The sequence below is a fragment of the Streptomyces sp. NPDC056486 genome (assembly GCF_042795295.1).
In the GTDB taxonomy this organism is placed as follows: domain Bacteria; phylum Actinomycetota; class Actinomycetes; order Streptomycetales; family Streptomycetaceae; genus Streptomyces.
Genome location: NZ_JBHTSF010000001.1, coordinates 154,361 through 175,550, shown reverse-complemented (window position 1 = coordinate 175,550; position 21,190 = coordinate 154,361). Strand labels below are relative to the sequence as shown.

General features: G+C 66.9%; 24 protein-coding genes and 3 pseudogenes. 13 read left to right on the top strand and 14 right to left on the bottom strand.

Features of this window, described 5'->3' with window-relative positions; translation table 11 throughout:
• Window positions 1-60: 60 nt before the first annotated feature.
• Both ACFQ7F_RS00765 and ACFQ7F_RS00760 read right to left on the bottom strand, forming a co-directional pair.
• The gene (locus tag ACFQ7F_RS00765; protein ID WP_383264220.1) at window positions 61-1,116 is read right to left on the bottom strand and encodes a hypothetical protein; all 1,056 of its coding nucleotides are present in this window, start codon (window positions 1,114-1,116) and stop codon (window positions 61-63) included.
• Window positions 1,117-1,136: 20 nt separating this feature from the next.
• Window positions 1,137-1,778: a hypothetical protein gene (locus ACFQ7F_RS00760; protein WP_383263992.1), complete on the bottom strand. Its 642-nt coding sequence runs from the start codon at window positions 1,776-1,778 to the stop codon at window positions 1,137-1,139.
• Between the two features lie 420 nt (window positions 1,779-2,198).
• On the opposite strand from ACFQ7F_RS00760, the gene ACFQ7F_RS00755 reads away from it, so the two are divergent.
• The gene (locus ACFQ7F_RS00755) at window positions 2,199-2,570 is read left to right on the top strand and encodes a hypothetical protein (RefSeq protein WP_383263990.1); all 372 of its coding nucleotides are present in this window, start codon (window positions 2,199-2,201) and stop codon (window positions 2,568-2,570) included.
• A gap of 221 nt (window positions 2,571-2,791) precedes the next feature.
• The gene (locus ACFQ7F_RS00750; RefSeq protein WP_383263987.1) at window positions 2,792-4,222 is read left to right on the top strand and encodes a hypothetical protein; all 1,431 of its coding nucleotides are present in this window, start codon (window positions 2,792-2,794) and stop codon (window positions 4,220-4,222) included.
• Window positions 4,223-4,270: 48 nt separating this feature from the next.
• Here ACFQ7F_RS00750 and ACFQ7F_RS00745 read toward each other — a convergent pair whose 3' ends face one another.
• On the bottom strand, window positions 4,271-4,732 hold the full coding sequence (locus ACFQ7F_RS00745) for a hypothetical protein (protein WP_383263985.1): 462 nt from the start codon (window positions 4,730-4,732) through the stop codon (window positions 4,271-4,273).
• 454 nt (window positions 4,733-5,186) lie between these two features.
• Window positions 5,187-5,525, bottom strand: coding sequence for a hypothetical protein (locus tag ACFQ7F_RS00740; protein WP_383263982.1), 339 nt, complete (start codon window positions 5,523-5,525; stop codon window positions 5,187-5,189).
• A 650-nt stretch (window positions 5,526-6,175) separates the two neighbouring features.
• Between ACFQ7F_RS00740 and ACFQ7F_RS00735 the strand changes: the two genes are divergently transcribed.
• From ACFQ7F_RS00735 to ACFQ7F_RS00725, 3 genes are all read left to right on the top strand, one after another.
• Complete coding sequence (locus ACFQ7F_RS00735; protein WP_383263979.1) at window positions 6,176-6,370, top strand: hypothetical protein; 195 nt, start codon at window positions 6,176-6,178, stop codon at window positions 6,368-6,370.
• Between the two features lie 65 nt (window positions 6,371-6,435).
• On the top strand, window positions 6,436-6,921 hold the full coding sequence (locus ACFQ7F_RS00730; protein WP_383264217.1) for an RNA polymerase sigma factor: 486 nt from the start codon (window positions 6,436-6,438) through the stop codon (window positions 6,919-6,921).
• Complete coding sequence (locus ACFQ7F_RS00725) at window positions 6,921-7,649, top strand: hypothetical protein (RefSeq protein ID WP_383263976.1); 729 nt, start codon at window positions 6,921-6,923, stop codon at window positions 7,647-7,649. The genes ACFQ7F_RS00730 and ACFQ7F_RS00725 overlap by 1 nt, the downstream gene beginning before the upstream one ends.
• Window positions 7,650-7,916: 267 nt before the next feature.
• On the opposite strand, the gene ACFQ7F_RS00720 is transcribed toward ACFQ7F_RS00725, so the two are convergent.
• A complete protein-coding gene (locus tag ACFQ7F_RS00720) occupies window positions 7,917-8,201 on the bottom strand; it encodes a hypothetical protein (RefSeq protein ID WP_383263973.1) in 285 nt (94 codons plus the stop codon).
• 611 nt (window positions 8,202-8,812) lie between these two features.
• Window positions 8,813-9,208 carry a hypothetical protein gene (locus tag ACFQ7F_RS00715; protein WP_383263970.1) on the bottom strand — a complete coding sequence of 132 codons (396 nt, stop codon included), beginning with the start codon at window positions 9,206-9,208 and terminating at the stop codon, window positions 8,813-8,815.
• Between the two features lie 276 nt (window positions 9,209-9,484).
• Here ACFQ7F_RS00715 and ACFQ7F_RS00710 point away from each other — a divergent pair, with 276 nt between their 5' ends.
• Both ACFQ7F_RS00710 and ACFQ7F_RS00705 read left to right on the top strand, forming a co-directional pair.
• On the top strand, window positions 9,485-10,495 hold the full coding sequence (locus ACFQ7F_RS00710; RefSeq protein ID WP_383263967.1) for an ArsR/SmtB family transcription factor: 1,011 nt from the start codon (window positions 9,485-9,487) through the stop codon (window positions 10,493-10,495).
• A gap of 373 nt (window positions 10,496-10,868) precedes the next feature.
• A complete protein-coding gene (locus ACFQ7F_RS00705) occupies window positions 10,869-11,081 on the top strand; it encodes a hypothetical protein (RefSeq protein WP_383263964.1) in 213 nt (70 codons plus the stop codon).
• A 74-nt stretch (window positions 11,082-11,155) separates the two neighbouring features.
• On the opposite strand, the gene ACFQ7F_RS00700 is transcribed toward ACFQ7F_RS00705, so the two are convergent.
• The 4 genes from ACFQ7F_RS00700 to ACFQ7F_RS00685 form a co-directional block, all read right to left on the bottom strand.
• Window positions 11,156-11,533 (bottom strand): toxin Doc, encoded by a 378-nt coding sequence (locus tag ACFQ7F_RS00700; RefSeq protein ID WP_383263961.1) that lies wholly within the window; start codon window positions 11,531-11,533, stop codon window positions 11,156-11,158.
• A gap of 3 nt (window positions 11,534-11,536) precedes the next feature.
• Window positions 11,537-11,788 (bottom strand): hypothetical protein, encoded by a 252-nt coding sequence (locus ACFQ7F_RS00695; RefSeq protein ID WP_383263958.1) that lies wholly within the window; start codon window positions 11,786-11,788, stop codon window positions 11,537-11,539.
• A 257-nt stretch (window positions 11,789-12,045) separates the two neighbouring features.
• Window positions 12,046-12,699, bottom strand: a complete 654-nt coding sequence (locus tag ACFQ7F_RS00690; protein ID WP_383263956.1) for a hypothetical protein — start codon at window positions 12,697-12,699, stop codon at window positions 12,046-12,048.
• A 486-nt stretch (window positions 12,700-13,185) separates the two neighbouring features.
• Complete coding sequence (locus ACFQ7F_RS00685) at window positions 13,186-13,374, bottom strand: hypothetical protein (protein WP_383263953.1); 189 nt, start codon at window positions 13,372-13,374, stop codon at window positions 13,186-13,188.
• A 434-nt stretch (window positions 13,375-13,808) separates the two neighbouring features.
• On the opposite strand from ACFQ7F_RS00685, the gene ACFQ7F_RS00680 reads away from it, so the two are divergent.
• Window positions 13,809-14,588 carry a pentapeptide repeat-containing protein gene (locus tag ACFQ7F_RS00680; protein ID WP_383263951.1) on the top strand — a complete coding sequence of 260 codons (780 nt, stop codon included), beginning with the start codon at window positions 13,809-13,811 and terminating at the stop codon, window positions 14,586-14,588.
• 368 nt (window positions 14,589-14,956) lie between these two features.
• Here ACFQ7F_RS00680 and cas2e read toward each other — a convergent pair whose 3' ends face one another.
• Window positions 14,957-15,307 carry a type I-E CRISPR-associated endoribonuclease Cas2e gene (cas2e, locus tag ACFQ7F_RS00675; protein WP_383263948.1) on the bottom strand — a complete coding sequence of 117 codons (351 nt, stop codon included), beginning with the start codon at window positions 15,305-15,307 and terminating at the stop codon, window positions 14,957-14,959.
• A 362-nt stretch (window positions 15,308-15,669) separates the two neighbouring features.
• On the opposite strand from cas2e, the pseudogene ACFQ7F_RS00670 reads away from it, so the two are divergent.
• Window positions 15,670-16,404: pseudogene (locus tag ACFQ7F_RS00670) on the top strand (NADP-dependent oxidoreductase); the annotation flags it as partial.
• A gap of 30 nt (window positions 16,405-16,434) precedes the next feature.
• On the opposite strand, the pseudogene ACFQ7F_RS00665 reads toward ACFQ7F_RS00670, so the two are convergent.
• Window positions 16,435-16,800 (bottom strand): annotated as a pseudogene (locus ACFQ7F_RS00665) (transposase); the annotation flags it as partial.
• Window positions 16,801-16,965: 165 nt separating this feature from the next.
• Here ACFQ7F_RS00665 and ACFQ7F_RS00660 point away from each other — a divergent pair.
• Together ACFQ7F_RS00660 and ACFQ7F_RS00655 are read left to right on the top strand one after the other, a co-directional pair.
• Complete coding sequence (locus ACFQ7F_RS00660) at window positions 16,966-17,370, top strand: type II toxin-antitoxin system PemK/MazF family toxin (protein WP_383263945.1); 405 nt, start codon at window positions 16,966-16,968, stop codon at window positions 17,368-17,370.
• Window positions 17,371-17,616: 246 nt separating this feature from the next.
• On the top strand, window positions 17,617-17,880 hold the full coding sequence (locus ACFQ7F_RS00655) for an integrase core domain-containing protein (protein ID WP_383263942.1): 264 nt from the start codon (window positions 17,617-17,619) through the stop codon (window positions 17,878-17,880).
• Window positions 17,881-17,921: 41 nt separating this feature from the next.
• On the opposite strand, the pseudogene ACFQ7F_RS00650 reads toward ACFQ7F_RS00655, so the two are convergent.
• Both ACFQ7F_RS00650 and ACFQ7F_RS00645 read right to left on the bottom strand, forming a co-directional pair.
• A pseudogene (locus ACFQ7F_RS00650) lies at window positions 17,922-18,030 on the bottom strand (transposase); the annotation flags it as partial.
• A 95-nt stretch (window positions 18,031-18,125) separates the two neighbouring features.
• Window positions 18,126-18,830, bottom strand: a complete 705-nt coding sequence (locus tag ACFQ7F_RS00645; RefSeq protein WP_383263939.1) for a hypothetical protein — start codon at window positions 18,828-18,830, stop codon at window positions 18,126-18,128.
• Between the two features lie 314 nt (window positions 18,831-19,144).
• Between ACFQ7F_RS00645 and ACFQ7F_RS00640 the strand changes: the two genes are divergently transcribed.
• Both ACFQ7F_RS00640 and ACFQ7F_RS00635 read left to right on the top strand, forming a co-directional pair.
• Window positions 19,145-20,350, top strand: coding sequence for a glycosyltransferase (locus tag ACFQ7F_RS00640; protein WP_383263936.1), 1,206 nt, complete (start codon window positions 19,145-19,147; stop codon window positions 20,348-20,350).
• 169 nt (window positions 20,351-20,519) lie between these two features.
• Window positions 20,520-20,909, top strand: coding sequence for a signal peptidase I (locus ACFQ7F_RS00635; RefSeq protein ID WP_383263933.1), 390 nt, complete (start codon window positions 20,520-20,522; stop codon window positions 20,907-20,909).
• Window positions 20,910-21,190: the final 281 nt, after the last annotated feature.

Below are 21,190 nucleotides of genomic sequence, written 5' to 3'. Positions count from 1 at the left end.
TGCCAATCCCCCGGACGATTCCCCGCCATACCACAACCCCCGCTGTACTCGTACCGTCGTCTATCGGTTGATGGACTGGATTTCCTGGACGTTCATGTCCTGGGTGGTCTCGAAGGTTCCGTCGGGCAGGTCGCCCTTAGCTCCGCCCGTGCCTTCCCAAGAGATCTCCCAGGTGACGGAGGCCTTCAGCTGGAACGGCTTACCGCTCGTGGCGCGGAGGTAGGCGATGCCACACGAAGGGTCCTGCTTGGAGGCGCCCTTGGTGTAGGGGGCGCCGATGGAGCCGTCCTCGTTGACCGGGCAGTCACCGGAGGCGGGGAAGGTCTTCGCGTCCGTAGTGCCTGGTTCCAGGTGCAGGGCCACCGGCTTCGCGGTCGTCACCGCGTACAGCGGCGTGTCCGGGAGCTCGGCGCGCACTGTGACGTCCTTGAAGAGAGCCTTGTCCAGCCACACCCAGGTGGGCATGTTCACCGTCGACTTGGCAGTGGGCTTCAGCTCCACCTCGGTGTCGGGTACGCGGATCTTGTTGTAGGCGTACGCCGCCAGCACTTCGGGGGTGGGCGCGTACGGGTCGTCGGGGACAGTGTTAGCGACCTGCCAGAACATTGTCCGCGAGCAGTCCGCCGCCTCAATGTCGTCCTCGCCCCCCTGACGCACCACGTCGCGCCAGAACATGCCCTTCTTGCCCAGGTTGTAGTTCTTGGTGCCCTCGGCCGAGTAGGTCGGCTCACCCTTGTCATATGTCTCGACGAGGAGCTCCTCCGACCAGCGGCGCTGCGAGTTGACCGTGAGAAGCTTCTCCGTCCCTTCCATCTCTTCCACCGCAGCCTTGAGCTGCTTGGAGGTCGCTACCGGTTCGTACCAGCACGTGGGGGGCTTCCAGTTGGGATCGACGGAGACGAGTGAGCCGGTGGCGGGCTTCGCCGCACCGCCGCCGGACTGCTTGACCACGATGTTGGACCGTCCCACTTGGGAGTACAGCTCCCGTCCCGAGGCACCTCCTTCTGCGTCGCCAGGTTCAGAAGGGTTCCGGCCGTCGTCCTCCCCGATCGCGTTAGCAGAGTGCGCCGTGGCCAGGCCCAGCGCCAGCGTCACGGCAGTCGCACTCACAACCATTCGGATACGGGTCTGTGGCATCACTGGCAGCCTCCTTGAGTCGTCGTCGACGACGTGGTCTGCCAGATGCCCTTACTCTTGGCCAGCTTGGTCCGATACAAGGCTTGCGCCTTGTCGGCCGGGGTTTTCGTAACCTTCTTCGTCTTGCGGTTCTGTGTGGACGCCTTGCTCTCGTCCACACAGTAGAAGAGCGTGCCCGAACCGTCCTGGCTGATCCGGGCCTGAGGTTTGTACGCTCGTGTCTTGCCGACAAGCGTCAAGTCCTTGTCAACGAAGCCGCTGATCCACTTCTTGCCCGTGAACAGGGCCTCTCCGGTGTTGTAGAACGCCATGGGCTGTGCTTCGGGATCACTCGCGATGATCGCCGCGTAGGAGCTGAGGAGTTGCTGGCCTCCGTCGTCCATGACGGCCTGCAGCTTTGGATCGCTGCTCGTCCAGCCATCGAACTGCACCTGGAACGACTTGGGCAGCTTGATCTCCGGCCGCTTGGACCCATCCGGTTGCGACGGTGCGCTGGCGGAGGCCGACGCATCCTTGTCCCCCCCGGCGCCCTTGATCTTGTCGGATGCATCGTCATCGCCACCTCCCGAGCTGCAGCCGGTCAGCAGCAGCGCGGTACTCACGGTGGTGGCGACCGCAACGGGCAGGAAACGGCGATTCACGTCTGAACTCCTGGGTGGTACGAGGTTTCTGAGCGGTACACGCTACCTACGGTGCAGATGGTTTCACGAGGGGTTTCTCCGGCATGGCGCCGGGTCCGCGGTGGCTGAGATCTTGCGCACCCGAGGCACACAACCCAGGCACCACCATGCGAACAGGACAAACGCTGGGTCCAGACCTGCCGCCACGAACTCCTGGACCCCACCCTCATCTGAAACGAACACCACCTGCGCCACGCGCTACGCCAGTTCGAACTGCACTACAACACCCACCGGCCCCACCAAGCGATAGAGCAGGCAGCACCCGTGCGCGCCGCCCCCGAACCACTCGCCCCCGCACAGACAACGCGGCTGAAGGTGCGCCGGAGAGACCGCCTCGGCGGAATCCTGCACGAGTACTAACATGCCGCTTGAACTGCACGGATGGAGTTTTCGGCAGGCGCAGGTGCCGCAGCCGTCGAGCTCGGTGTCGGATTCGTTCCCATCCGGAAGGGCGAGGGCCTCTTCCCAGGCGACAAAGTTGTGCGTCATTCGTCTCCCGACTACCGACGTCTTCGTCACACGCTGCGCCTTCAGCGATCCTCGTTGGGTCCGGGAGACCGCATCCTGCTGGTCGATGACTGGATCGAGACCGGAAGCCAGGCCGCGGCCGCCAGGAGCATGGTTGAGGCATGCGGCTCCACCTGGGTGGGGTGCGGCGTCATCGTTGATCAGCTCACCGATACGCCGACGAACGCTCTCGGCACCGTTCGAGGGCTGTTGCCTGCGGAGGAACTCCCGCCGTGCGAATCCTGAGGGCAGCAGGCCTAACCGTGCGCGGTCCAGGCCTGCTCCTCGGCGGCACGGCTCAGAAGCCTGACATGCACTTACGCATAGGCACGGTGCTTGCTGTCCCGGCCAGTTGAGGTGGGTATCGCGTCATTCTCGGCTTCCACATCAGTTTGTGATCATCGGTTTGATAGATCTTGTGCCGATCCGGGGCCAGCCCGGCCCGGTACCGAACTGAGGAGCACACCGTGACAAGACCGTGGCTGGGCATAGCCTGCCGTGGCGCCCTGGCGGCGTTACTCGCCGCCACTCTCCTGCCCGCCGCAGCCTCTTCGGCCGGCGCCGACGACAGCCCGGTGCTCAGCATGCGCACCTACGCGCTCCCGCTCGGAGCGAAGCCCACCCTCGCGCAGCTTCAGAACGAGGGGGTGATGAAGCGGCTGCAGGCCCGGGCCCAGGAGGAGCATGCACAGGCCTCGCTCGCCGCGGCCGAAACCGTGGGCCCCGCCGCGACGTACGCGGACCTCGATCAGGAACCGTCGGCCACGCCGCCCCCGCCTGCCGCTGCTGTCCGGCCGCAGCGCTCGGCGCTGGCCGCGGGAGATGCTGTCTACCCGGAACCGTCGCGCAAGATGACGCTCGACGAGTGCCGCAACGCCCTGGGCAGCACCAAGAAGTTCTACGTCAAGTCCCGGTTCGCCGTGTGCACCGGCACCTCTTTCATCCAAACCTGGTTCCGCAACAACACGCCGATCGGGCAGAGCAAGTTCAACCTGCGGGTCGTGGGCGCGATCCCCAAGAACAGCAGGAAGATCGACTACACGTTCCACTTCAGTGAGATGGCCAGCAGCCCCGACGTTCCCGCTGCCGCACTGAAGATCTCCGTGAAACCGGAGATCAAAACGAGCTGGCCCTCGACCGCCCGCTACACCTACGGCGGCACCCTGCCCGGCACGAAAACCTTCGGCGAGGCCCAACTCACCAAGTCCTACACGCACAGCATCACCGCCAAGCCCGGCCAGGGCGCCGCCGGCCTCGACACGATCTTTGCCGTGTATGAGCCGGTCGTCAGCCTCGCGCCGCCGGCCCCCTGGTCGCTGAGCCCTCCGACCAGCACGAAAATGTTCGTGCTGGCCCCGCGGTGGGAGGCGGCCAAGTACCTGGCGAACTCCACCGGCAGCGGCAACCCCGACAAGCGTGGCGCAGCCGCCTTCAGCTACGTCGTCCCGCTGATCTACCACACCAAGGACGGGGCGGTGGAGCAGGAAGTCGCCAAGCACATCAAGACCGCCTTCACCAAGCCTGAGGACACCAAGCCGTACATGTCGGCGAAGAAGGTGCCCGGGCAGCTCCCCGATGCTCCGCTGCACCGCACGCGGCACAAGGACCGGATCGAGGCCAACGGCAAGGCCGCCATCGCCCAGTGCAAGAGGTACTGGGGTGCCAACTACACCCAGGGCGGGGCGCGCGAATGCGACGAGTACCCGTTCGCCTCCACGCTGGAAGGCGCCGCCGAGCACAGCTACAACGCGGACGCCAAGAAGTTCAACTTCTCGTCCAAGCCCCTCAAAGCCGTCCACAACCGTGACGCCGGGCTCCTACTCAAGAGCTTCTACGCCAAGAACCGGATGCTCGCCGACACCGACGACGACGGCTTCCTCGTGAAGATCACATCCTGACAGCGTCGGGGCGGCCAGCGCATGCCGGCCGCCCCTGCCCCGCCCCGGTCAGCGGGCGGGGAAGAACTGCACCAGATACCGCTCGATGCCGACGACCGGCTCCTGCGACTCCCGCAGTGCAGCGAGCTCGGACCGTCCCGTGCAGTGCACCCGCACCCGCCACGGGCCCTTCCTACCGAGCTCGACCAGATCGTCGGTACGTCCCAACGACGGCGTCCACACGGCGACATCACCGCTCACCGACTCAAATCCCACCTCGCCCCGCACATCCCACGCGGCGCCCTCCTCCGCGGGCGGATCCCCGTCCCAGACCTGCACCGTCACCGCCGCAGTATGCGTGTGGCCGGCACTGCAGACATCGACGCGGCCGGGAAACGCATTCACGAACACCTCGGCATCGAAGGCATCGGGAAACTCAACCGGCAGATCAGCATCCCAGGACTCCTGAAACGAGAACGCAAAGGAGTCCACAAACACATCCAACCGCCGCTCCTGAACCAGCTCAGCCACGAAAGTCACTCCCACCCGAACGTCTGGCACAAGGAACACGATCGTAAAGCCGCAACCCCACTCGGAGGTAGCCGCCACCAAGCCGACCCGCCAGTCCGGTCAGCTGGTCATCCACCGCTTTCGCTTCCGGGAGCGGTTCATCGGTACGGAGCTCGTGGCGGCCCGGATGGAACTCAAGCAGCAGTGCGCCTGCCGAAAATGTCGTCCATGCAGCTCAGAAGCCTGGTCGGTGATACGGCAGGATGAGCACTCGTGCTGCTGCGTCTCGCCTACCTGACCGTCACCAACCTGTTCGCCGCACTGCGGCTACTGCCAATGAGCGACCGCGACAAGGACGCGGAAATCCTCGCCCTGCGACCTGCTGTAATGCGGGGGGGGGCGGAGTGTGAAGGTCCCGCAGTTTCGCAGGGGCCCCTCCCGTGAGCGGAAGATTTCGCCTCGAGAGCAGCGTCACTCACACGTGCCGACCGCTGCACAGGAAGACGGCCAAGACGATGGTCGTCGCCAAGGGCCCGAGCAGTGCGTGCCGGGCGGCGGGGGCGAGGCGCCGGACGCCGGGGGCGAAGTAGAGAGGGAGCAGTGCAGCCGCGGTGAGGCCGATCTGGATCGCTGACAATTGCACCGACGGGACCACTGAAGTCAGCGGCTGCGCCCAGGCGATGGACACCAGAGCCAGGACAAAGACGGGGCCGAATGTGATCAACGCCGTCCAGCTCCAGAAGAACAGAGCGAGGTACCAACAAGCCGGCCAGTCGGGCAGTTCACGGGGTTTGACGTTCCGGGTGACGTTCACGGATTTATTCTGTGGTCGACGATCAGGTGGCCACATGAGTACGAGTACGCAGCGAGTCCTCACGCTCTACTCAGCGAGGCACGCGCCTGTCCAGGAGGCACCAGCCTGCCGGCACCGCCCTGCGCATTCCGTCACCCTATGGGCCGCAATCCGTCAGTTCCCCCGCGTTGGGGACTGCGCTCGTTGTCGGACTCACGATCATGGTCACGCTCGTCGAGCGCCCGTCGTACTCGCCCTGGGCGCCGCGAGTGTGTACGCCGCCTGCTAGGCCCCAAGTTGAGCGCCGCGCTCGTCGCCGGGCACACGACCCTCGCCACGCTCTACTTCATCTGGGACTGTGCCCCCGCCCCCGCGGGGCACCGCCAGCGGCTGTACCGAGCCAGACCCCCTCGACGGTGATGTCCCAGGGGGCGTATCGCTGGGTGGTGTACGCCGGCGCGAATCGCAACCCCTGTGTGATGTAGACCACTTGGTGGTGTTGTTTGAGCAGCTCAACGTGGCTACCGGCGATCAATTGACCACTCAACGAACAAGTTTCTGCCCCCCATCGCTTAACTCTGAGGGGTCCCCCGAACGGTCTAGGGATGCAACCGACCAACCCCGGCACGCAAAGGACCACAGCCGGGACGACACATGTAAGGAGGGAGTCCGTGAGGCATCCCGAGTCCCGGTACACGCTGCGTCCCAGCGCCTACCGGCTGACCGCCTCGGACACGCACGCCACCCGGCTGCTGCCCCGCCCCGCCTCGCAGGTACACGCGGACCCCCGCACCGCCGTGCACCCCGCCTCCGGCCGCCGAGACCTTTGCCCGCTCGGGGACCGCATCCACCTGGAGGCCATGTGACCGGCCCCCACGAGTTGGCCGAGCCCGAGGACCAGCCCATGCGCGGCCGCGGTTAAGAAGACTTCATCCGCGACCACATGCCCGAGTTCATGCGCATCGCTCTCCAGCAGCTGCGCAACCTCCACGACGCCGACGACGCCGTCATGGAAGCCGTGCTCCAGATACACGCCAAGTGGCCACGCGTTCAGGCGCACGCCAACCCCTCAGCCCTGGCCAAGCGCATGGTCCGCCACGCCGCTGTCGACTTCTACCGCAAGCGCACCCGGCATGACGCCCGCCACACACAGATGAGCGAACAGGCCATCGACGCCGACACCCTCATGGAAATGCGCGGCTACGCCCCCCTCGACGATGCCTGGGCCGTACTCGCAGAGCGCGCGCCGCGCCAGGCCGAGTGCATCCGCCAGCGCTTCTACGAGCGCAAGACGAACACGGAGATCGCCACCGACCTGGACATCACACCCAACTCCGTTGCCACCAGCATCCACCTGGGTCTCAAGACCCTCCACACACTCATGAACCTCACCTCGGGAGACAAGGGGGACACCTGATGATCGAGGACGTCCTGCGCGCCGAAGCGCAGGTGCTTCACGACATGGTCAGCACACACGACACCGAGGACTTCATCCGTCGCCTCAAGCAGCGCATCGAGGACACCCCGCCACGCACCGCCCGGGTCCAAAGCTCCTACCGGCTCGCCCCAGTCCCCGCCCGCAACGCGCCCCCCACCCAGAACGGGGCCACTCCCCCAACCCGGCCCCCCGCGACGCCACGTCTTCGACGCCGACGTCCCACTCCGATCATGCCCAGCGACCCACACGTCCAGGGCAGCGCCGTCCTGGACTATGTTCGAAGGCTGTGCACCACGCTCCTGCGCGCCAGCGACTTCACTGCCCTGATCGCGGCCTTCGACCAGACCTACGATGCTGCGGGCGCCCGCACCTTCGCCTGCCTGCAGTACACCCGCAGCCGCAACGAGACCGCCCTGTACTGGTGGCGCTTCGCCGCCGGCGGAGGCGACCCCCTCGCCGCCCACCTCCTGGCCGCCCACCACTCCGCCCACGGCAGCCTCAGCGACGCCCGCAGCTGGCACGCCTTCTCCCGCTACCTCGGCTACAACCCCATCCGCCACCTGCCCACACCACTCGCGCTGAAAGCCGAATCCCCCCCCCGCCGCCACCACCACTGTGTCCCATCCCGCTCACCGACACGGACCTGCAGCAGTTCGATCTCCAAGACCGGCTCCCCCGCCACCTCCTCTAACACTGACCACCGTTGACCAGGAGCCAACGTCATGCACCCGTCCAGCGAACCAGCCGCCCAACCCCCGCGCACCCCTGTATGGCGCTGGCTGCGGGCTCAACAACGCCCCGCAGCCGCGCACTTCCTGCGTGGCCTCGCCTATGGCGCAGGCACCCTCGCCGCCAGCCTCGCTCTCATCTGGATACAGAAATAGCAAGAAACCCAAGGGCGAGGCGGGCCGCCGACATCAATATCTGCTCCGGGTGGCATACGGCACCAAGCGAGGATGCGCACTGCTGTGGACTCATTGCTTGACCCGGTCAAGTGCCGCCGTGCGCAGCCCGCTCAGGAGCCGGAGCTCATCAGACCAGCTCCGCAGGGCCCGGCGTTCCTCGTTCGCCGCCGCCACGGCGACGATTCGGGCCATGCCATTGTGGTGCTGGCACCGAGCGTCCGTGGTCGCGACCCGCAGCTCGTAGCGCGCGGCCTCCTTTGGGGACAGGCGCCCTGCGCTGACCTGCTCCAGCTTCTTCACGACGAGCTCGCGGCTTTGCTGTGGCGTCTTGGCTACTGCTCCCGACCGTTTCATACAGGCGGCCCACCGCCGGTATGCGGTTCGGACCGATGGGGCTTGTTCCACTGCGGTAATGACCTGATTGGACAAGGCCTGAAAGGTGTACTGGAGCGGGTCCCAGCCCGCCCCGTACAACTGAGCCCGCGCCCGCTGAACGCACCCGTCGGAGTTATAGAAGACTTCCCCGCCGCCAGGCAGCGGCACGACCTTCCGGTGGGCCCTGGTCCCGAACAGCGCGCGCTTCCAAAGGGCACGCTTCGCGCGGGGAACCGTTGCGACCTGGTCCGGAGGAGGCCCGCCTTGGCCAAGGTGCTGGCTGAGGCCGTATCCCGATAGGCGGGCCGTCTCCTTACTCAACAGGCTGTAGGGGTTGTGCGGTTCACCGGCAGCAGGCAGTGGCGGGGGAAAACGGTAGCGGAACCCTCGTGCTGCCATGCATGTGATGACGGACTGGTGCTGTGCCTGACTGAGTGCCGCCTGCTGGGTGGGCGAGAAGCGGGTCACTCCCCCGAAGGGGTAGCCGACGGCTGGCCGGGGAACGCGGCCCGGGTCATCCCGGACCGCGTTCAGGCCGACCAGCGCTATGGCGAGACAGCCAATGCCGATGACAACAGCACCAACGCGCCCTAGCGGACCCACTGGTTCGCCGCGACGTTCTGCCACAGCGCAGAGCCCTTGAGGCTCTTCCAGCCGCTGCCGGGATTCAGGTTGAAGGCCGAGCCGCTGTTACCCACACCCGACCAGACAACGGCCGTGTACCCGCTCTTGTTGTTGTACAGAGAACGCGCCTGGTCGAACTTCGCGTACCGCAGCAGGTTCTTGTTGCTGTCGCTCACCGGTCCGGGCGCTCCCGTCCAAGTCCGGGAGTTGTACGCATTGGCCGAGGACGGCTGTTCCACGGTGTAGGCGCACAGGTTGCCCGAGGGGCAGGCGGAGGCCTGGGCCGGGGCGGTGGCAAGCAGGACGCCTCCGGTGGCGAGAACCCCTGCCGTAAGGGCAGCAGCAACGCTTTTCTTGACCATTATCTCTACCTTCTTTCGCTTTCCATGGTTTCTGTGGCTTGCTGGGATGGAGCGGTCCGACCTTCATTCCCCCGTGGACACGTACGGGGGATCTAAGACGACCGACGACTTCCTTCTCATCACGACCGTCCGATCAACAGATTGGGCCGCCGATGAACAGGGCCCGAAGCCGAACCTTGCCGGTTCGCTCACGGACAAGAATGGCTGGAGTGTTGCGAGCGGATCGACGTGATTTGGTCTGGCCCGAAGATCGACATACCGGACACGCTCTTCACCATGTCGCTACGTATCCACTTCACGGCCGCAGATCTGGCCCGCACCAGGCTGGCCGACGGGCCCCGTCCGATGATGGAGCTGGATATTGCGCTGCGATTGCTGCAGGAGGGCAGTCATCCGACCCGGTTCGGGGCCTGGCGCAAGGAATCGCTGCGCCGTCTGTCACCGAGAGTGAGGCGGCTATTCGATCTGATCCCGCCGACGGGCTGGACAGTGGATTTCCTCGACCACGCGACTGCCAGCAGCATCGACGAGGCGCTTGAGCGGGTGCAGGCCACGCCCGCCGCCCGTATCCGCAAGGACATGGAGACCTGGGCCGGACGCGACCGCCAGCGCGCCGTGCCGGCCTGGACCCAGTCCCTCGGTAGCGACAGACGACTACTCAGGGAACTGGCCGATACCGCCGCCCACGCCCACCAACACGTCATCGCCCCGTACCAGCAGCACATCGATGCCCTTAGCCGCGCGGATCAGGCACTGCGCACCCGCCAGGCCGCCCACGGCGGACTCCAGGCCTTGCTGTCGGGACTCAACCCCCGCTACATCAGGTGGAAGCCACCTGTTCTGGAACTCACCATGGCCTCCGGCAGCGCAGGCGACATCCATCTCGCGGGCCGCGGCCTCCTCCTGATCCCCTCAGTCTTCGGGGCGGTATACCCCGCGCTGGACGACACAGCTGAACCCCAGCCGTGGCTGACCTACCCCGTCGGCCTTCGCGACACAGACCCCTTCCTACCGCCCACAGACACCGCACGAACCCTCAGTACCATCCCCGACTCCCTGGCCACGCTCATCGGCCACACCCGCGCAATCGTGCTGTGGACCATCGCCCACCACCCTGGCTGCACCACCACCGAGCTTGCCCGCCACGCCGGCATCTCCCCGGCCAGTGCCAGCCAGCACGCGACCGTTCTCCGCACCGCCGGTCTTTCCCACACCACCCGGCACCACAACACCGCCCTCCACACCCCGACTCCGCTCGGATCCAGCCTCCTCAACACCACCGCTTGACACCCCCAGCCCCTGCCTACCTCCGGCTTCGCCGTCTTCCTCGTTGTCGGCGAGCGTGCCGACTTCTCCGGTGCCGCCGCATTCGCCGCAGGGGAGGGTGGTTTCGTTGCCCTCGTGGTCCTTGACGGTGACGGTGCCGCCGACGCAGTTTCCGCATGCGGGCCCCTTGGCCTCCAGGAGCCGCTTCGTCAGGTTGATCAGCCTGGTGTAGCGACCCAGAGGCCGTTGACGCACGCACCAGCGCCTCATCGAGCGACGTAAGACATGCTCGGGAGCTGGTCGCGTGCGTCGATCGAGCGGCGGCACGTCGCGGCTGCACGCACGGCGGAGCAGGCGCACCCTGGAGATGTAAGCCGTTGCCGGGAGGTGCGCGATGTCGTATCACGAGGGCTCCCCCTGGAAAGAGCCCCAGCGGACAACCCGAACCCGTCGCCGAGTCGTCCTCGGTGGCGGGCTCGCCCTGGCGCTGTTCATCATCCTGGCGGTCATGGAGATCAGAGCGGCGGTCATCGTCGTTGCCCTGGCTCTCTTCACCGCGCTCGTCCTGCTCGTCGGCAGCACGGTCAGCAAGCACCGCCACCCGTAGCCCCGCGAGTCTGCCTGCCGGGTTTTGCGAGCACGGCCGGCAGTTTTCTGTAGCTCTGGGGTATCGGAGCGCTTCTAGATCCTCCAGGAGCGGATCTGATCGGCCGCGGTGTAGACATCCGCCTTGGCGGTCATCAACTGCTTGGTGAGCTCGACGAGTTCCCCGAAGGGCGCGTCCAGACCCTCTCCGGAGGCGTGCATGTAGGCGACGGTGGTCGCGCAGGCGAAGCGGACGTTGTAGGCGGGCAGGGGGCGCAGCAGGGCGAGGGTCTGCAGCAGGGCTGCCGCGCGCCAGGAGGGGTCGGAGTCGTAGCCCAGGCGGGGCGGGTCTACGCGATGGCGGGCCACGGTCGCGACGAGCGCGGAGAAGTCGGACACCAGCGGTTGGTCGGGCAGGGCCGCTTCGTGCTGCTGCAGCAGCCAGGGCACGTTGATGTGCAGGACGGGTGCCATGGGTCAGGCGGCTCGTCCTGTCGCGCTGGGGGCGGGCCCGTCGTCGAGTCCGGCGGCCGCGATGGCGTCGGCGAGGTCCGGGTTGCGGAAGGTCGCCTGGAAGACCTCGGCGGCTTCCCGCAGCGCCCGGTGGCGGGCGATCTTGTCTGCGGTGGCCTCGCGGACGACGGCCTTCATGGTGGTGCCGCGTTCCTGGGCGAGGGCGCGCAGCTCCTCAAGCTCCTGGTCGCTGAATTCCACATTGAGAGCGGGCATGCAAGAACGGTACCGCTGAGGTACCGGGGCGTAAATACATGCAGCTCAGAAGCTACAGATCGAGGTACCCAGCTGGACCATGGGGCAGTGCGGATCGCCTGGGGTGGCGCCCGCTTAACCAGGCGACGCGCGCGCCGGTGTCTCGGCACACGATGCGGGGGGGGGCTGCCGCGCCTGTGACCACCACGCGTCCGTGCGGCACGCGCTCCCAAGCGATGTCTGGCCGAATGGGGGCGTAGCGCCTGGGTCCGGCGCCGCTATCGCCGGGGGAGCTTCTTGATGTCCGCGGGGCCGGGAAGGTCGGCGGCGCACCCCATGTGAGCGACCACCTGGGAGATGGCGTGGGTGAGCGCCGTCAACCGGGTGCGCTCGCTCAGACCGAGTTCGTCCTTCAGCACGCCCTGCAGAGGTGGCTGGCCTTCTCCGCCCATCGCCACGGCCTTGTTGGCGCACCGCGCGTTGAATGTCATGGCTGATGGCCCGGTCTGTTCGATCTGGGCGTTCTCTCCGGCCTGAAAGACGGTGGTCTGCTTGCTGCTGGCTGTCTTCGCAGGTATCGGACTTGGTGCCCAGCGCACGGTGATGTTGAAGGTGCGCTTAGAGGGGTAGGGGACGTCACACCCGGGATAGATCGTGTCGACGTTTTCTTTTTCCGACAACCGGCTTGCAGCGACGGCGAAGGTGTCCAGAGGCGAGTCCCGTGGCACCCGGTCGCTGCCCAGGCGTTCGCGCAACTCCGCCTCTGCCGGGCCATCGAAGATGCCCACGCACGCCTCGCTGATCGGGTCGGTGGGCAGCGGTGTCCTGGTTGCCTTCGGATCGGCCGGGGGCCCGCTACCGCATGCCGAACCGGTCACGATGAGCACCGCGCACGCCGCGACACAGCGCCAGATGTCGGTGCCTTGGCCCACGAGTAAATCGCCTCTCCCCCACGCTGATCACACCCCACCGGAGCCTGATCGTCGCATACGCGGCGCCGCAGAACTCCGGTAGCCGGTGGGGGCTGGGCATTCTGGCCCGGAAGCATGACGCCAACGCAAACGCTTCCCACTGACACCGTGCTGCAGACGTCCCCGCCGCGGCCCGCGTGAATTGGCAGAAGCGCTGGATGGGGTGCGTGCCTACCGGTGTCGGCTTGTGACTGGATCGCCGGCCCCGTGCCGTGGTGGCGTTGCCGAGCTGCCCGGCTGCCAGCCCGGCCCCATCTCCGCCGACCTGTTCACTGCCAACTCACCACAGCTGGCGCACTTATCTCTGTACTCCGCGGCGCACTTTGAGAAGTACGCCGACACCGGGCAGAACCGGTAGGCGCTGGCCAGACCATCTGCCTCTCATGCTGCTGCCGGTCGTGGTCCGCAAAAACCCGCCGCGTTGCGTGTTCCGCGCCGCGTAGCCCCTCACTCCCGCGACGGCACCCTGGCAGCCAGGTTCGACAACAGTTCTTCGGCAGCCTGGACGTCCACCTGGCTCCCGATCACCACCGCTGCGAGCACGCCCAGGACACCGTGCGCCTCAGCCAGCGTCAGCACGGGGAGCAGCGAGGCCGACGGGTCCACGGCGATCGGAACGTCGGCAGCGAGATCCATGCCCGGCACAACGGCGTCGGCCGGAGACGGGCGCGGGAGACCTGCAATGTTGCCCGGGCGGTACCCAGCGTGAAATACAAGCGTTCGTCGTCGCATGCCTCCCCACGCTGACCACCGCCCCGAACAGTTCTTTGCTCAACTGGACGAGCACTGGACCCAGAAGAAGCTCCGGGGCCGCCGGCCACGCACCCCAGCCGCTGAGGGGAAACCTGCGGCCGCGCCGCGACGGCCTTGACTGTCATGCTCTGCAGGGCCGCAGCTGGCCCTGGCCACGTGGCATCGGGTGATGTAGCAGCGCGGGCCGCCGGGAAACAGCGAGGGAGTGATCGAGGTGCCTGAACCGCGGGACGTACGCCGCACGGTGCGCGTGCTGCCCCCCAGCCGACGAGGCTGCTGAGGCACTCAGGACGTGGAGTGGGCAAGAGAGCACCACCGTGGATCTGTGCGGTCTCGACGCGTCCGGTGTCGATCTCACCGGCGTCGACGTGGCCATGGGCCTGTTCATCGAAACCCGCCTCGAGGGCGCGGTCCTGGCCGACACTGACCTGTACCGCGCTGATTTGGGATACGCCGTCCTGGAGCGCGCCGACCTCAGCCGGGCCTGCCTGGCCAAGGCAGTACTGGACTACGCGAGCCTGCAGGCCGCCATGCTGGCCGACGCGAATCTCGGCCGCGCTGACCTCTATAAGACCGATGCCCGTGGGGCTTGTTTCCGAGGAGCAAGCCTCCGCGGCGCTTTGCTCCTGGACGCGCGGCTCGAAGGAGCGGACCTCACCGGTGCGTCGGTACAGGAAACGTCCTTCAAAGCGCACCTCGACGAGCACACCTTGGTGGACGGCCTCACCGGCAGCGTGTACGGGCCCGCGTACATCACGGCCGACGGTGCGCCCAGAGAGCTGGCGGGCCGTGACCTGGAACAGTGGCTGCAGCAGCGCGGCGCCACAGTGCAGGTCCTCAACGCCCCGTCGGCCACCACCACGTACTACGCGAAGATCAGCGAGGGATACCCGCGCAGCCACCCGCAAGGCATTGTGCGCCGCAGCACGGCTGATGGCCTCACCTCGGATCACGCGTTCACCCGGAATCTGCGCTGGGAGCCCACTGAGTACCTGCGCCTGTACGAGCTGGGACACAACGACACCGACCACGTCGAGATCAGCGAGGCTGAGGCCGCCGCGTTCATCACCCGGCTCACCAAAAACCCTCCCCTCTGACCCACCTCCAGCCGCGAACGGCCGCACTTGGGGCTTACTCACACCCGAGTGTCATCAGGGAAGTACTGCTCGCAAACTTCAGACACCGCTGCACCAGGCCAGCCCCGAAGACGGCTTCAGCCCGGCTGCGGGCAATGAGGTCTACGGCAAATGTCACACGAGCCGCATCGCCCATCATGAGCTCACCGCAGGCAACCGCGGGTGCGGGGAGCACGGAATGCGCCGCCGGTACGTCTACGACGTCCGGGGACCATCCCCGCGGGTGCGGGGAGCACACTGCTCGACCTGCTGTTTTGTCAGCCGGTAGAGCCGTTTCGGAGCAGTTTCTTCGAATCCGGCAAAAGCAGCGAAAGAGGCATGGCGTCAAGTCAGCCTTTGCCGAATCGGCGGCGTTTCGCAGCGTTGCTCCAGCCGGGCTTCGATGGGGCGGGGGCCGGTGGGGTCTGTGTGTTCGGGCGGCGGATCAGGGTCAGGCCTTCGTGGTTGACGGGGTGCCAAGCGTGGTCGTGGGTGCGGAAGGTGAAGCCCTGTTCATTGTTGGTGGTGTGGGCGAGCAGGGCGCGGCCCTGGCCTGCGTATTGCTGGACCTCGTTCCACAGGACGTCGCGGACGCGGGCGGAGGGGTTGCCGATGAAGACGCCTGCGGAGATTTCGAGGAGCCAGCGGGTGAGGAATCCTCGGAGGCCGGGTGGGCAGGTGGTGAGGACGATGACGGTCACCAGATGACCGCCTCGTCCGCGTCTGTGGCCATGTCTGCGGAGCCGTAGTTGACTCCGGCTGCCTGTGGGTGCCTGAAACTCAGCCACCGCTGCTGACCTCGGCGTGGCGGTTGAGGCCGGGCAGGGCGAGATCCTGAGGCATAGCTCTACGACCGGGGACAGGTGCGCGACCAGCGTGCCTTCTTGGTCCGGATCACCACTCGCCAGGCGCTCACCCTGCGCTGAACACCAACGGTCCCCGACGGCGGACGTCAATCCTTCCAACGCAGCGGACCTGGCCTACCTCGTCCAGGCCGCCTTCATGGCTTGGGGCCGCTTCGGCCACGAGTTCTTCACCAGCTGGCCCGCCAGGGAGATAGCCGATGAGCCATATAAGCGAGCGAAGAGGAGAAATCATGAAGGCAGTGCGTTACCACTCCTACGGCGGCAGCAACGTCCTCGTCTACGAGGAGGCAGACCGGCCGGTGCCAGGTGTGGGCCAAGTAGTGGTGCGGGTGGCCGTCACCTCGTACAACGACGCGGACTCCGGCCTCCGCGCGGGATTGCGACAGGACATGCTGCCACTGGCCTTCCCGCACATTCCCGGCCTCGACCTGGCCGGAGTCATCACCGAGGTCGGCGAGGGCGCGCCCAACTGGAGCGTGGGGGACGCGGTGGTCGCGCTGCTGCCGGCGGACGCGCCCGGCGCGGCCGCCGAATACGTCGCCGCACCTGCCGAGGCGCTGACCACCGCCCCCCGCACCCTCGAGCTGGCCGACGCCGCGGCCCTGCCCCTCGTCGGGCTGACGGCATGGCAGGCCCTGTTCGAACACGCCGACCTCAAGCCCGGGCAGAACATCCTGATCAACGGCGCAGGCAGCGCAGTGGGCGGCTACACCATCCAACTGGCCGCGCAGGCCGGTGCCACCGTGACCGCGACCGCCGGTACGCCGCGCAGCCGCGACCGTGTCCGCTCCTATGGCGCGGACCGGATCATCGACTACAACGCGACCCCCGTTGTGCAGGCGCTAGCCGGGCGACACTTCGACGTGGTGCTGCAGCTGGCTCCCGCAGGACCCGAGGAGAACGCGCAGCTGGTGGACCTGGCCGCCGACGGCGGAGCCTTCGTAAGCGTCACCACTCCCGGCCCGCAGGACCGCCGCGTGCCCGCGCCGGCCGGCGTAGACCAGGTGGACGGCGACCTGGGCGTTTTCGATCGTGCCCGCGGTGCCAGGTCCTTCTTCACGTCCACGGCCTCGTCGACCACCAGCACCGCCTGGACGCCGTGCAGGTGTCCCACTACGTAGTCGCGCAGGTCGACGCGTAGGCGGTCGGCGTCGCACTTGGCCCGCCCCAGCAGGTGCTGCAGCTCGTCCGGGGTCCTCTCTCCGGCCCACTCGACGATGGTCCAGCAGCTTTTGCCTGGTAGGGCCGACAGCAGCCCGAGCATCAATCAACTACCGTGCCCGACACCGGGGTTCGACCTGCGCGGATTGTCCTGCGAGCCGGCTCATCAGGCCCTCGAACGCTTTCTTCCAGCGGGCAGGGTCTAGGCTGCGCCCTGCGGCCACTGCATGATCTCCAGTCTTCACGCACCGATGATCAACGGTGGCCACACCCGTTCCACAACGCGTCAGGGACGCGCGGCGACCGCCTGACGTCCTGTGTCTGGAGGAGATGTGCAACGTGGCGAAGTCTGGTGGGCCGAGTTCGACGAGCGGCGGCTGGTCGTACTGCTGTCGGGAGATGAAGCGTCCGGGATCCGGGTGATGCAGGTCGTCGCTCCGGTGGGCACCGACATCAGCGGTCTGGGCATCGAAGTGGCAGTAGGAGCCGTGGAAGGACTGCCCTGTGAAGGCGTGCTGCGGTTCGCGTTCCCACGTCCGGGCTTTACCCCTTGCACGTGGCTGACCACCGTGTCCCGAGACGACCTGATCGAGCGGGCGGGCGCCCTGTCGTCCGCGAAGCTCAGCGAGATCGAGGATGCCCTCCGACTCGCTGGGCAGGAGAAGGAGTGGACCTCGGCGACGACCGCGAAGCTCAGCGAGATGAGGGACGCTCTGCGTCTCGGCGGACTCGCGTAGACGGAAAAGGGCCGGACGCCCCCGAGGACATGATCGGTCTCGTCAAAGCGATCGACGCCTCACCGCGCACCCCACCGCTCAGCGGGCGACCCAACGGGCTCGAAACCTCACCCCTGGCCTCGGCACGCGCGTCAAGTCGCTCCGATTCCTGCTTCGTGACCGCGGCAGCAAGCACACTGACGCCTTCGACGCCGTCTTCGCGGCTGAAGGCATCGATGTGCTGCGAAGCGCTGCGAAGCATCACGCATGAACGCCCACTGCGAGCGCGCCATCGGCACGATCCGACGAGAGGCGCTCGACCACGTTCTGGTCACGAACGAGGCCCACGCCCGACGCGCCCTCGCCGAACTCCAGGAGCATTACAACTCCCACCGGCCACACAGGTCGCGAGACCAACGGCCACCTGAAGCCCCGGAAGCGCCGCCGGTCCTACCCGTGGGCACGCCGTGCAAGCTCCCGCGCACACGTATCCTCGGCGGAGTCATCAACCAATACCAGTACGCGGCTTAACCTGCGGCAATGACTTTTCGAACCCCACACGGTCGGCCCGCGCCGTTCCTCGGCGGTGGGGACGTCCAGACCGAGAATGTCGCGGTGACCGTCGGCGTTGACACCGACCGCGATCAGCGCGTGGACGTCGACAATGCGACCGCCCGCACGCCCCTCCGGACACCCGCTCTGAAGCCAGGACGGACGCCCAGCTCAACGGAGAGCCCGTACGCCACACATGCACCGACTCATCGACGCACGGCGAGTCAGCCTCCGGGGGTGTTGTAGTTGACGATCCCCTCCACCATGAGAGCGGCCGCACCGGCCAACGGGTTGGTCGCTCCCATGCCCACGACGTCGGGCAGCCTGTGCGCCTCGCTCTCGGTGACGGCGACCATGCCCCAGAACGCGTTGAAGCCCGAGGGATCCGCCGGCTTGTCGGTGGCGGCCTCCACGGTCAGGACGCCTCCCGCCTCGGCCACGGTCAACGCGCCCATCTGCCGCAGGGTGTCGTAATTCCGCTCCTCGGCGGCCACTACGCTCCAACCCGCCACCTCTGCCTGCCGTATGGCGTCGAAGAGTTTGCCCGGCGCGTCCGGCCCTGCGACAACGATGTCAGGCAGGACGAGGGCCACCGGTCCCTGTGTCATCGGCAGGGCGGACCGGATCGCCCCGTCGAGACCAGGTCCGAATGATTCGCCCTGGTAGACAAAGACCATCTGGAAGGTGTCGGCATAGCGAGCAAGGTAACTCACTGTGTCCAGCTTGTGTGTTCCGAATACGACGACCAGGCGCACATTGAGACCGCTCTTGACGAGTTCGACGACGGTTTCCAGGCTGCGGTCCAGAACGGTGACTCCAGGAGCCAGACAGTGCAACTCCTTCGAGTAGGGCGCATCGAAACGGGTTCCGTAGCCGGCGCAGGGCAGGATGACCGAAACATCAGGTACGGGTGTGGACGAACTCTGCATCGCGTAGCACTCCGGTTGTCTGGACGCTGGGGGATCTTGCACACCTCGCCGAGCACAGACTGCCCAGAGCCGGCCGCCGCCGAACCTCCGGCCCCACGCGCACCATAGCCACTGGGGGGGACTGTTCCCGGTAACTCCCAAAGGCCCATGTCTGCCGCCACATAGGCGAATTGGCCTACGCGACCATGCGCGATCAGGCGCGAACAGGCGCGATGACGCCAGGGCAACCGGCGGCTGCCCCGGCCGACACGCGACCTACACTGCTGCCGATCGAGCGCGGCGAAAACTCGACGAAAGACGAAAGAGGACGCTGAATGCGGGTGCTGTTGTCTACATACGGGACACGTGGCGACGTCGAACCACTGGTGGCACTCGCGGTGCGGCTACGGGCGCTCGGCGCGGCGGTGCGCATGTGCGCCCCGCCGGACGAGGAGTTCGCCGAGCGGCTCGCGGGTATCGGCGTGCAGCTGGTGCCGGTCGGGCCACCCGTCAGGGAGTTGATGCGCGAGAAGAGCCTGCCCTCGGCAACGGATCTGGCCCGCTACAGGGACGAGTTGGTCGAGATGCAGTTCGACACCTTCCCCGCGGCGTTCGACGGATGTGACGTGGTGATGGCGGCAGGTCTGGCGCAGGTCGCCGCGCGGTCCGTGGCCGAGGCCGCGGGTATCTCCTACGTGTACGTGAGCTATGCGGCGGTCCACCTCCCGTCGCCGCACCACGCGCCACCGCCGCGGCCGGGCTGGCCGAAGCCTGAGGTCGCCGACAACCGGACACTGTGGGAGTTGGACGCCCAGAACGTCAACGCACAGTTCGGCGAGGCACTCAACAGTCACCGGGCAGCCCTCGGTCTACCGGTGGTGGACAACGTGCGCGATCACATCCTCACCGACCGTCCGTGGTTGGCGGCGGACCCGGTCCTGGGATCGTGGCGGGAGACCCCCGGTCTCGACGTCGTGCAGACGGGCGCGTGGACCCTCGCGGACGAACGGCCCCTCCCGGCGGACTTGGCGAGGTTCCTGGACGCGGGCTCCCCACCGGTCTATGTGGGCTTCGGCAGTCTGTCCCCGGCCGAAGGCACCGGCGGCATGGCCGTCAAGGCGATCCGCGCACAGGGGCACCGCGTGCTCGTGTCCCGCGGTTGGGCCGACCTGGAGCTCGTCGACGACGGGGACGACTGCTTCGCCATCGGCGAGGTCAACCATCAGAGCCTGTTCGGCAAGGTGGCCGCTGCGGTCCACCACGGTGGCGCGGGCACGACGCTGACTGCGGCCCGGGCGGGCACACCGCAAGTGGTGGTACCTCTCCCGTTGTCGGACAACCCGTACTGGGCCGGCCAGGTGGCGGCACTGGACCTCGGTGCGGCCCTCGACGCTCAGGCCACGACCGTCGATTCTCTGGGCATCGCGCTCAAGACCGCCCTGTCACCCGAGACCCGGGCGCGTGCCAAGTCCCTGGGAAGCCGGCTCCGCGCCGACGGAGCGGAGGTGGCCGCGCGCCGGTTGGTCGACGGGGCGCGGTGAACGACGCCGCCCCGTAGCGCTCGGCCCGATCCGGGCGAAGGGGCCCCGGGCAAGGCCAACCCGTCAGGAGCTTTCGGCACGTGAGGACCACCATGGCCCTCGGTCGATCGCCCTGCGGCCGGTCACGCTGCGGCCGGCACCACAACCTCGGTTGCTAGCTTTCTGGTCCATGGATGACGGCGTGTACGTAGGCAATGCGGGCAAGGACGCGGCGGTGGACCGGGGGTGGTTGCTCGGGCACTTCAAGGAGCAGGGCGATCCCCGTCACAGTGACGCCGTCGAGGTCAAGTGGGGTGTCCATCCACGCGGTGAGCAACGGGCGCAGTGGGTGAAGGGCGAGGTGCGGACAGCTCTGCTGGTTCTCATCACAGGACGCTTCCGCATGGAGTTTCCCGGCCGCAGTGTGCTCCTGGAGCAGCAGGGCGACTACGTCGTCTGGGGCCAGGGGGTGGATCACTCCTGGTTCGCCGAGGACGACTCCGTGGTCATGACCTTGCGATGGCCTTCCGTCTCCGGATACGCCGTCCCCGACGAGGAGGGCGTGGCACGACCGAAGTGAGCCATTGGCCTCATGTGGTCCGCTATCTTCAGGCAAATCCTTTAATGTCGCATGCCGGGCGCAAACAGTGTTCCGTCACCGAATGGGTGTGGCGTTGATCACGGTTGACCACTTGATCGAAGCGCATTTAGCATCAACGCCAAATACGCCACCGCGCGGTTGACTAAATGAACAAGAAGCGCCCGCACTCGTCACCCTGCATGCACCTCACGTCATTTTACGGAGTTTTGATAGACAGCTAGCGATTTCCATGAGCTTGCGCGAGGCCTCGCTGACCCCAT

Bases quoted from the DNA above. Each gene is read 5' to 3' on its own strand.
- ACFQ7F_RS00695 (WP_383263958.1), bottom strand. From the start codon at position 11,788: ATGCCCGCTCTCAATGTGGAATTCAGCGACCAGGAGCTTGAGGAGCTG.
- ACFQ7F_RS00645 (WP_383263939.1), bottom strand. From the start codon at position 18,830: ATGCAGAGTTCGTCCACACCCGTACCTGATGTTTCGGTCATCCTGCCC.
- ACFQ7F_RS00715 (WP_383263970.1), bottom strand. From the start codon at position 9,208: ATGGTCAAGAAAAGCGTTGCTGCTGCCCTTACGGCAGGGGTTCTCGCC.
- ACFQ7F_RS00700 (WP_383263961.1), bottom strand. From the start codon at position 11,533: ATGGCACCCGTCCTGCACATCAACGTGCCCTGGCTGCTGCAGCAGCAC.
- ACFQ7F_RS00655 (WP_383263942.1), top strand. From the start codon at position 17,617: ATGAACGCCCACTGCGAGCGCGCCATCGGCACGATCCGACGAGAGGCG.
- ACFQ7F_RS00640 (WP_383263936.1), top strand. From the start codon at position 19,145: ATGCGGGTGCTGTTGTCTACATACGGGACACGTGGCGACGTCGAACCA.
- ACFQ7F_RS00725 (WP_383263976.1), top strand. From the start codon at position 6,921: ATGATCGAGGACGTCCTGCGCGCCGAAGCGCAGGTGCTTCACGACATG.
- ACFQ7F_RS00710 (WP_383263967.1), top strand. From the start codon at position 9,485: ATGTCGCTACGTATCCACTTCACGGCCGCAGATCTGGCCCGCACCAGG.
- ACFQ7F_RS00635 (WP_383263933.1), top strand. From the start codon at position 20,520: ATGGATGACGGCGTGTACGTAGGCAATGCGGGCAAGGACGCGGCGGTG.
- ACFQ7F_RS00685 (WP_383263953.1), bottom strand. From the start codon at position 13,374: ATGGATCTCGCTGCCGACGTTCCGATCGCCGTGGACCCGTCGGCCTCG.
- ACFQ7F_RS00755 (WP_383263990.1), top strand. From the start codon at position 2,199: ATGGAGTTTTCGGCAGGCGCAGGTGCCGCAGCCGTCGAGCTCGGTGTC.
- ACFQ7F_RS00720 (WP_383263973.1), bottom strand. From the start codon at position 8,201: ATGAAACGGTCGGGAGCAGTAGCCAAGACGCCACAGCAAAGCCGCGAG.
- ACFQ7F_RS00765 (WP_383264220.1), bottom strand. From the start codon at position 1,116: ATGGTTGTGAGTGCGACTGCCGTGACGCTGGCGCTGGGCCTGGCCACG.
- ACFQ7F_RS00705 (WP_383263964.1), top strand. From the start codon at position 10,869: ATGTCGTATCACGAGGGCTCCCCCTGGAAAGAGCCCCAGCGGACAACC.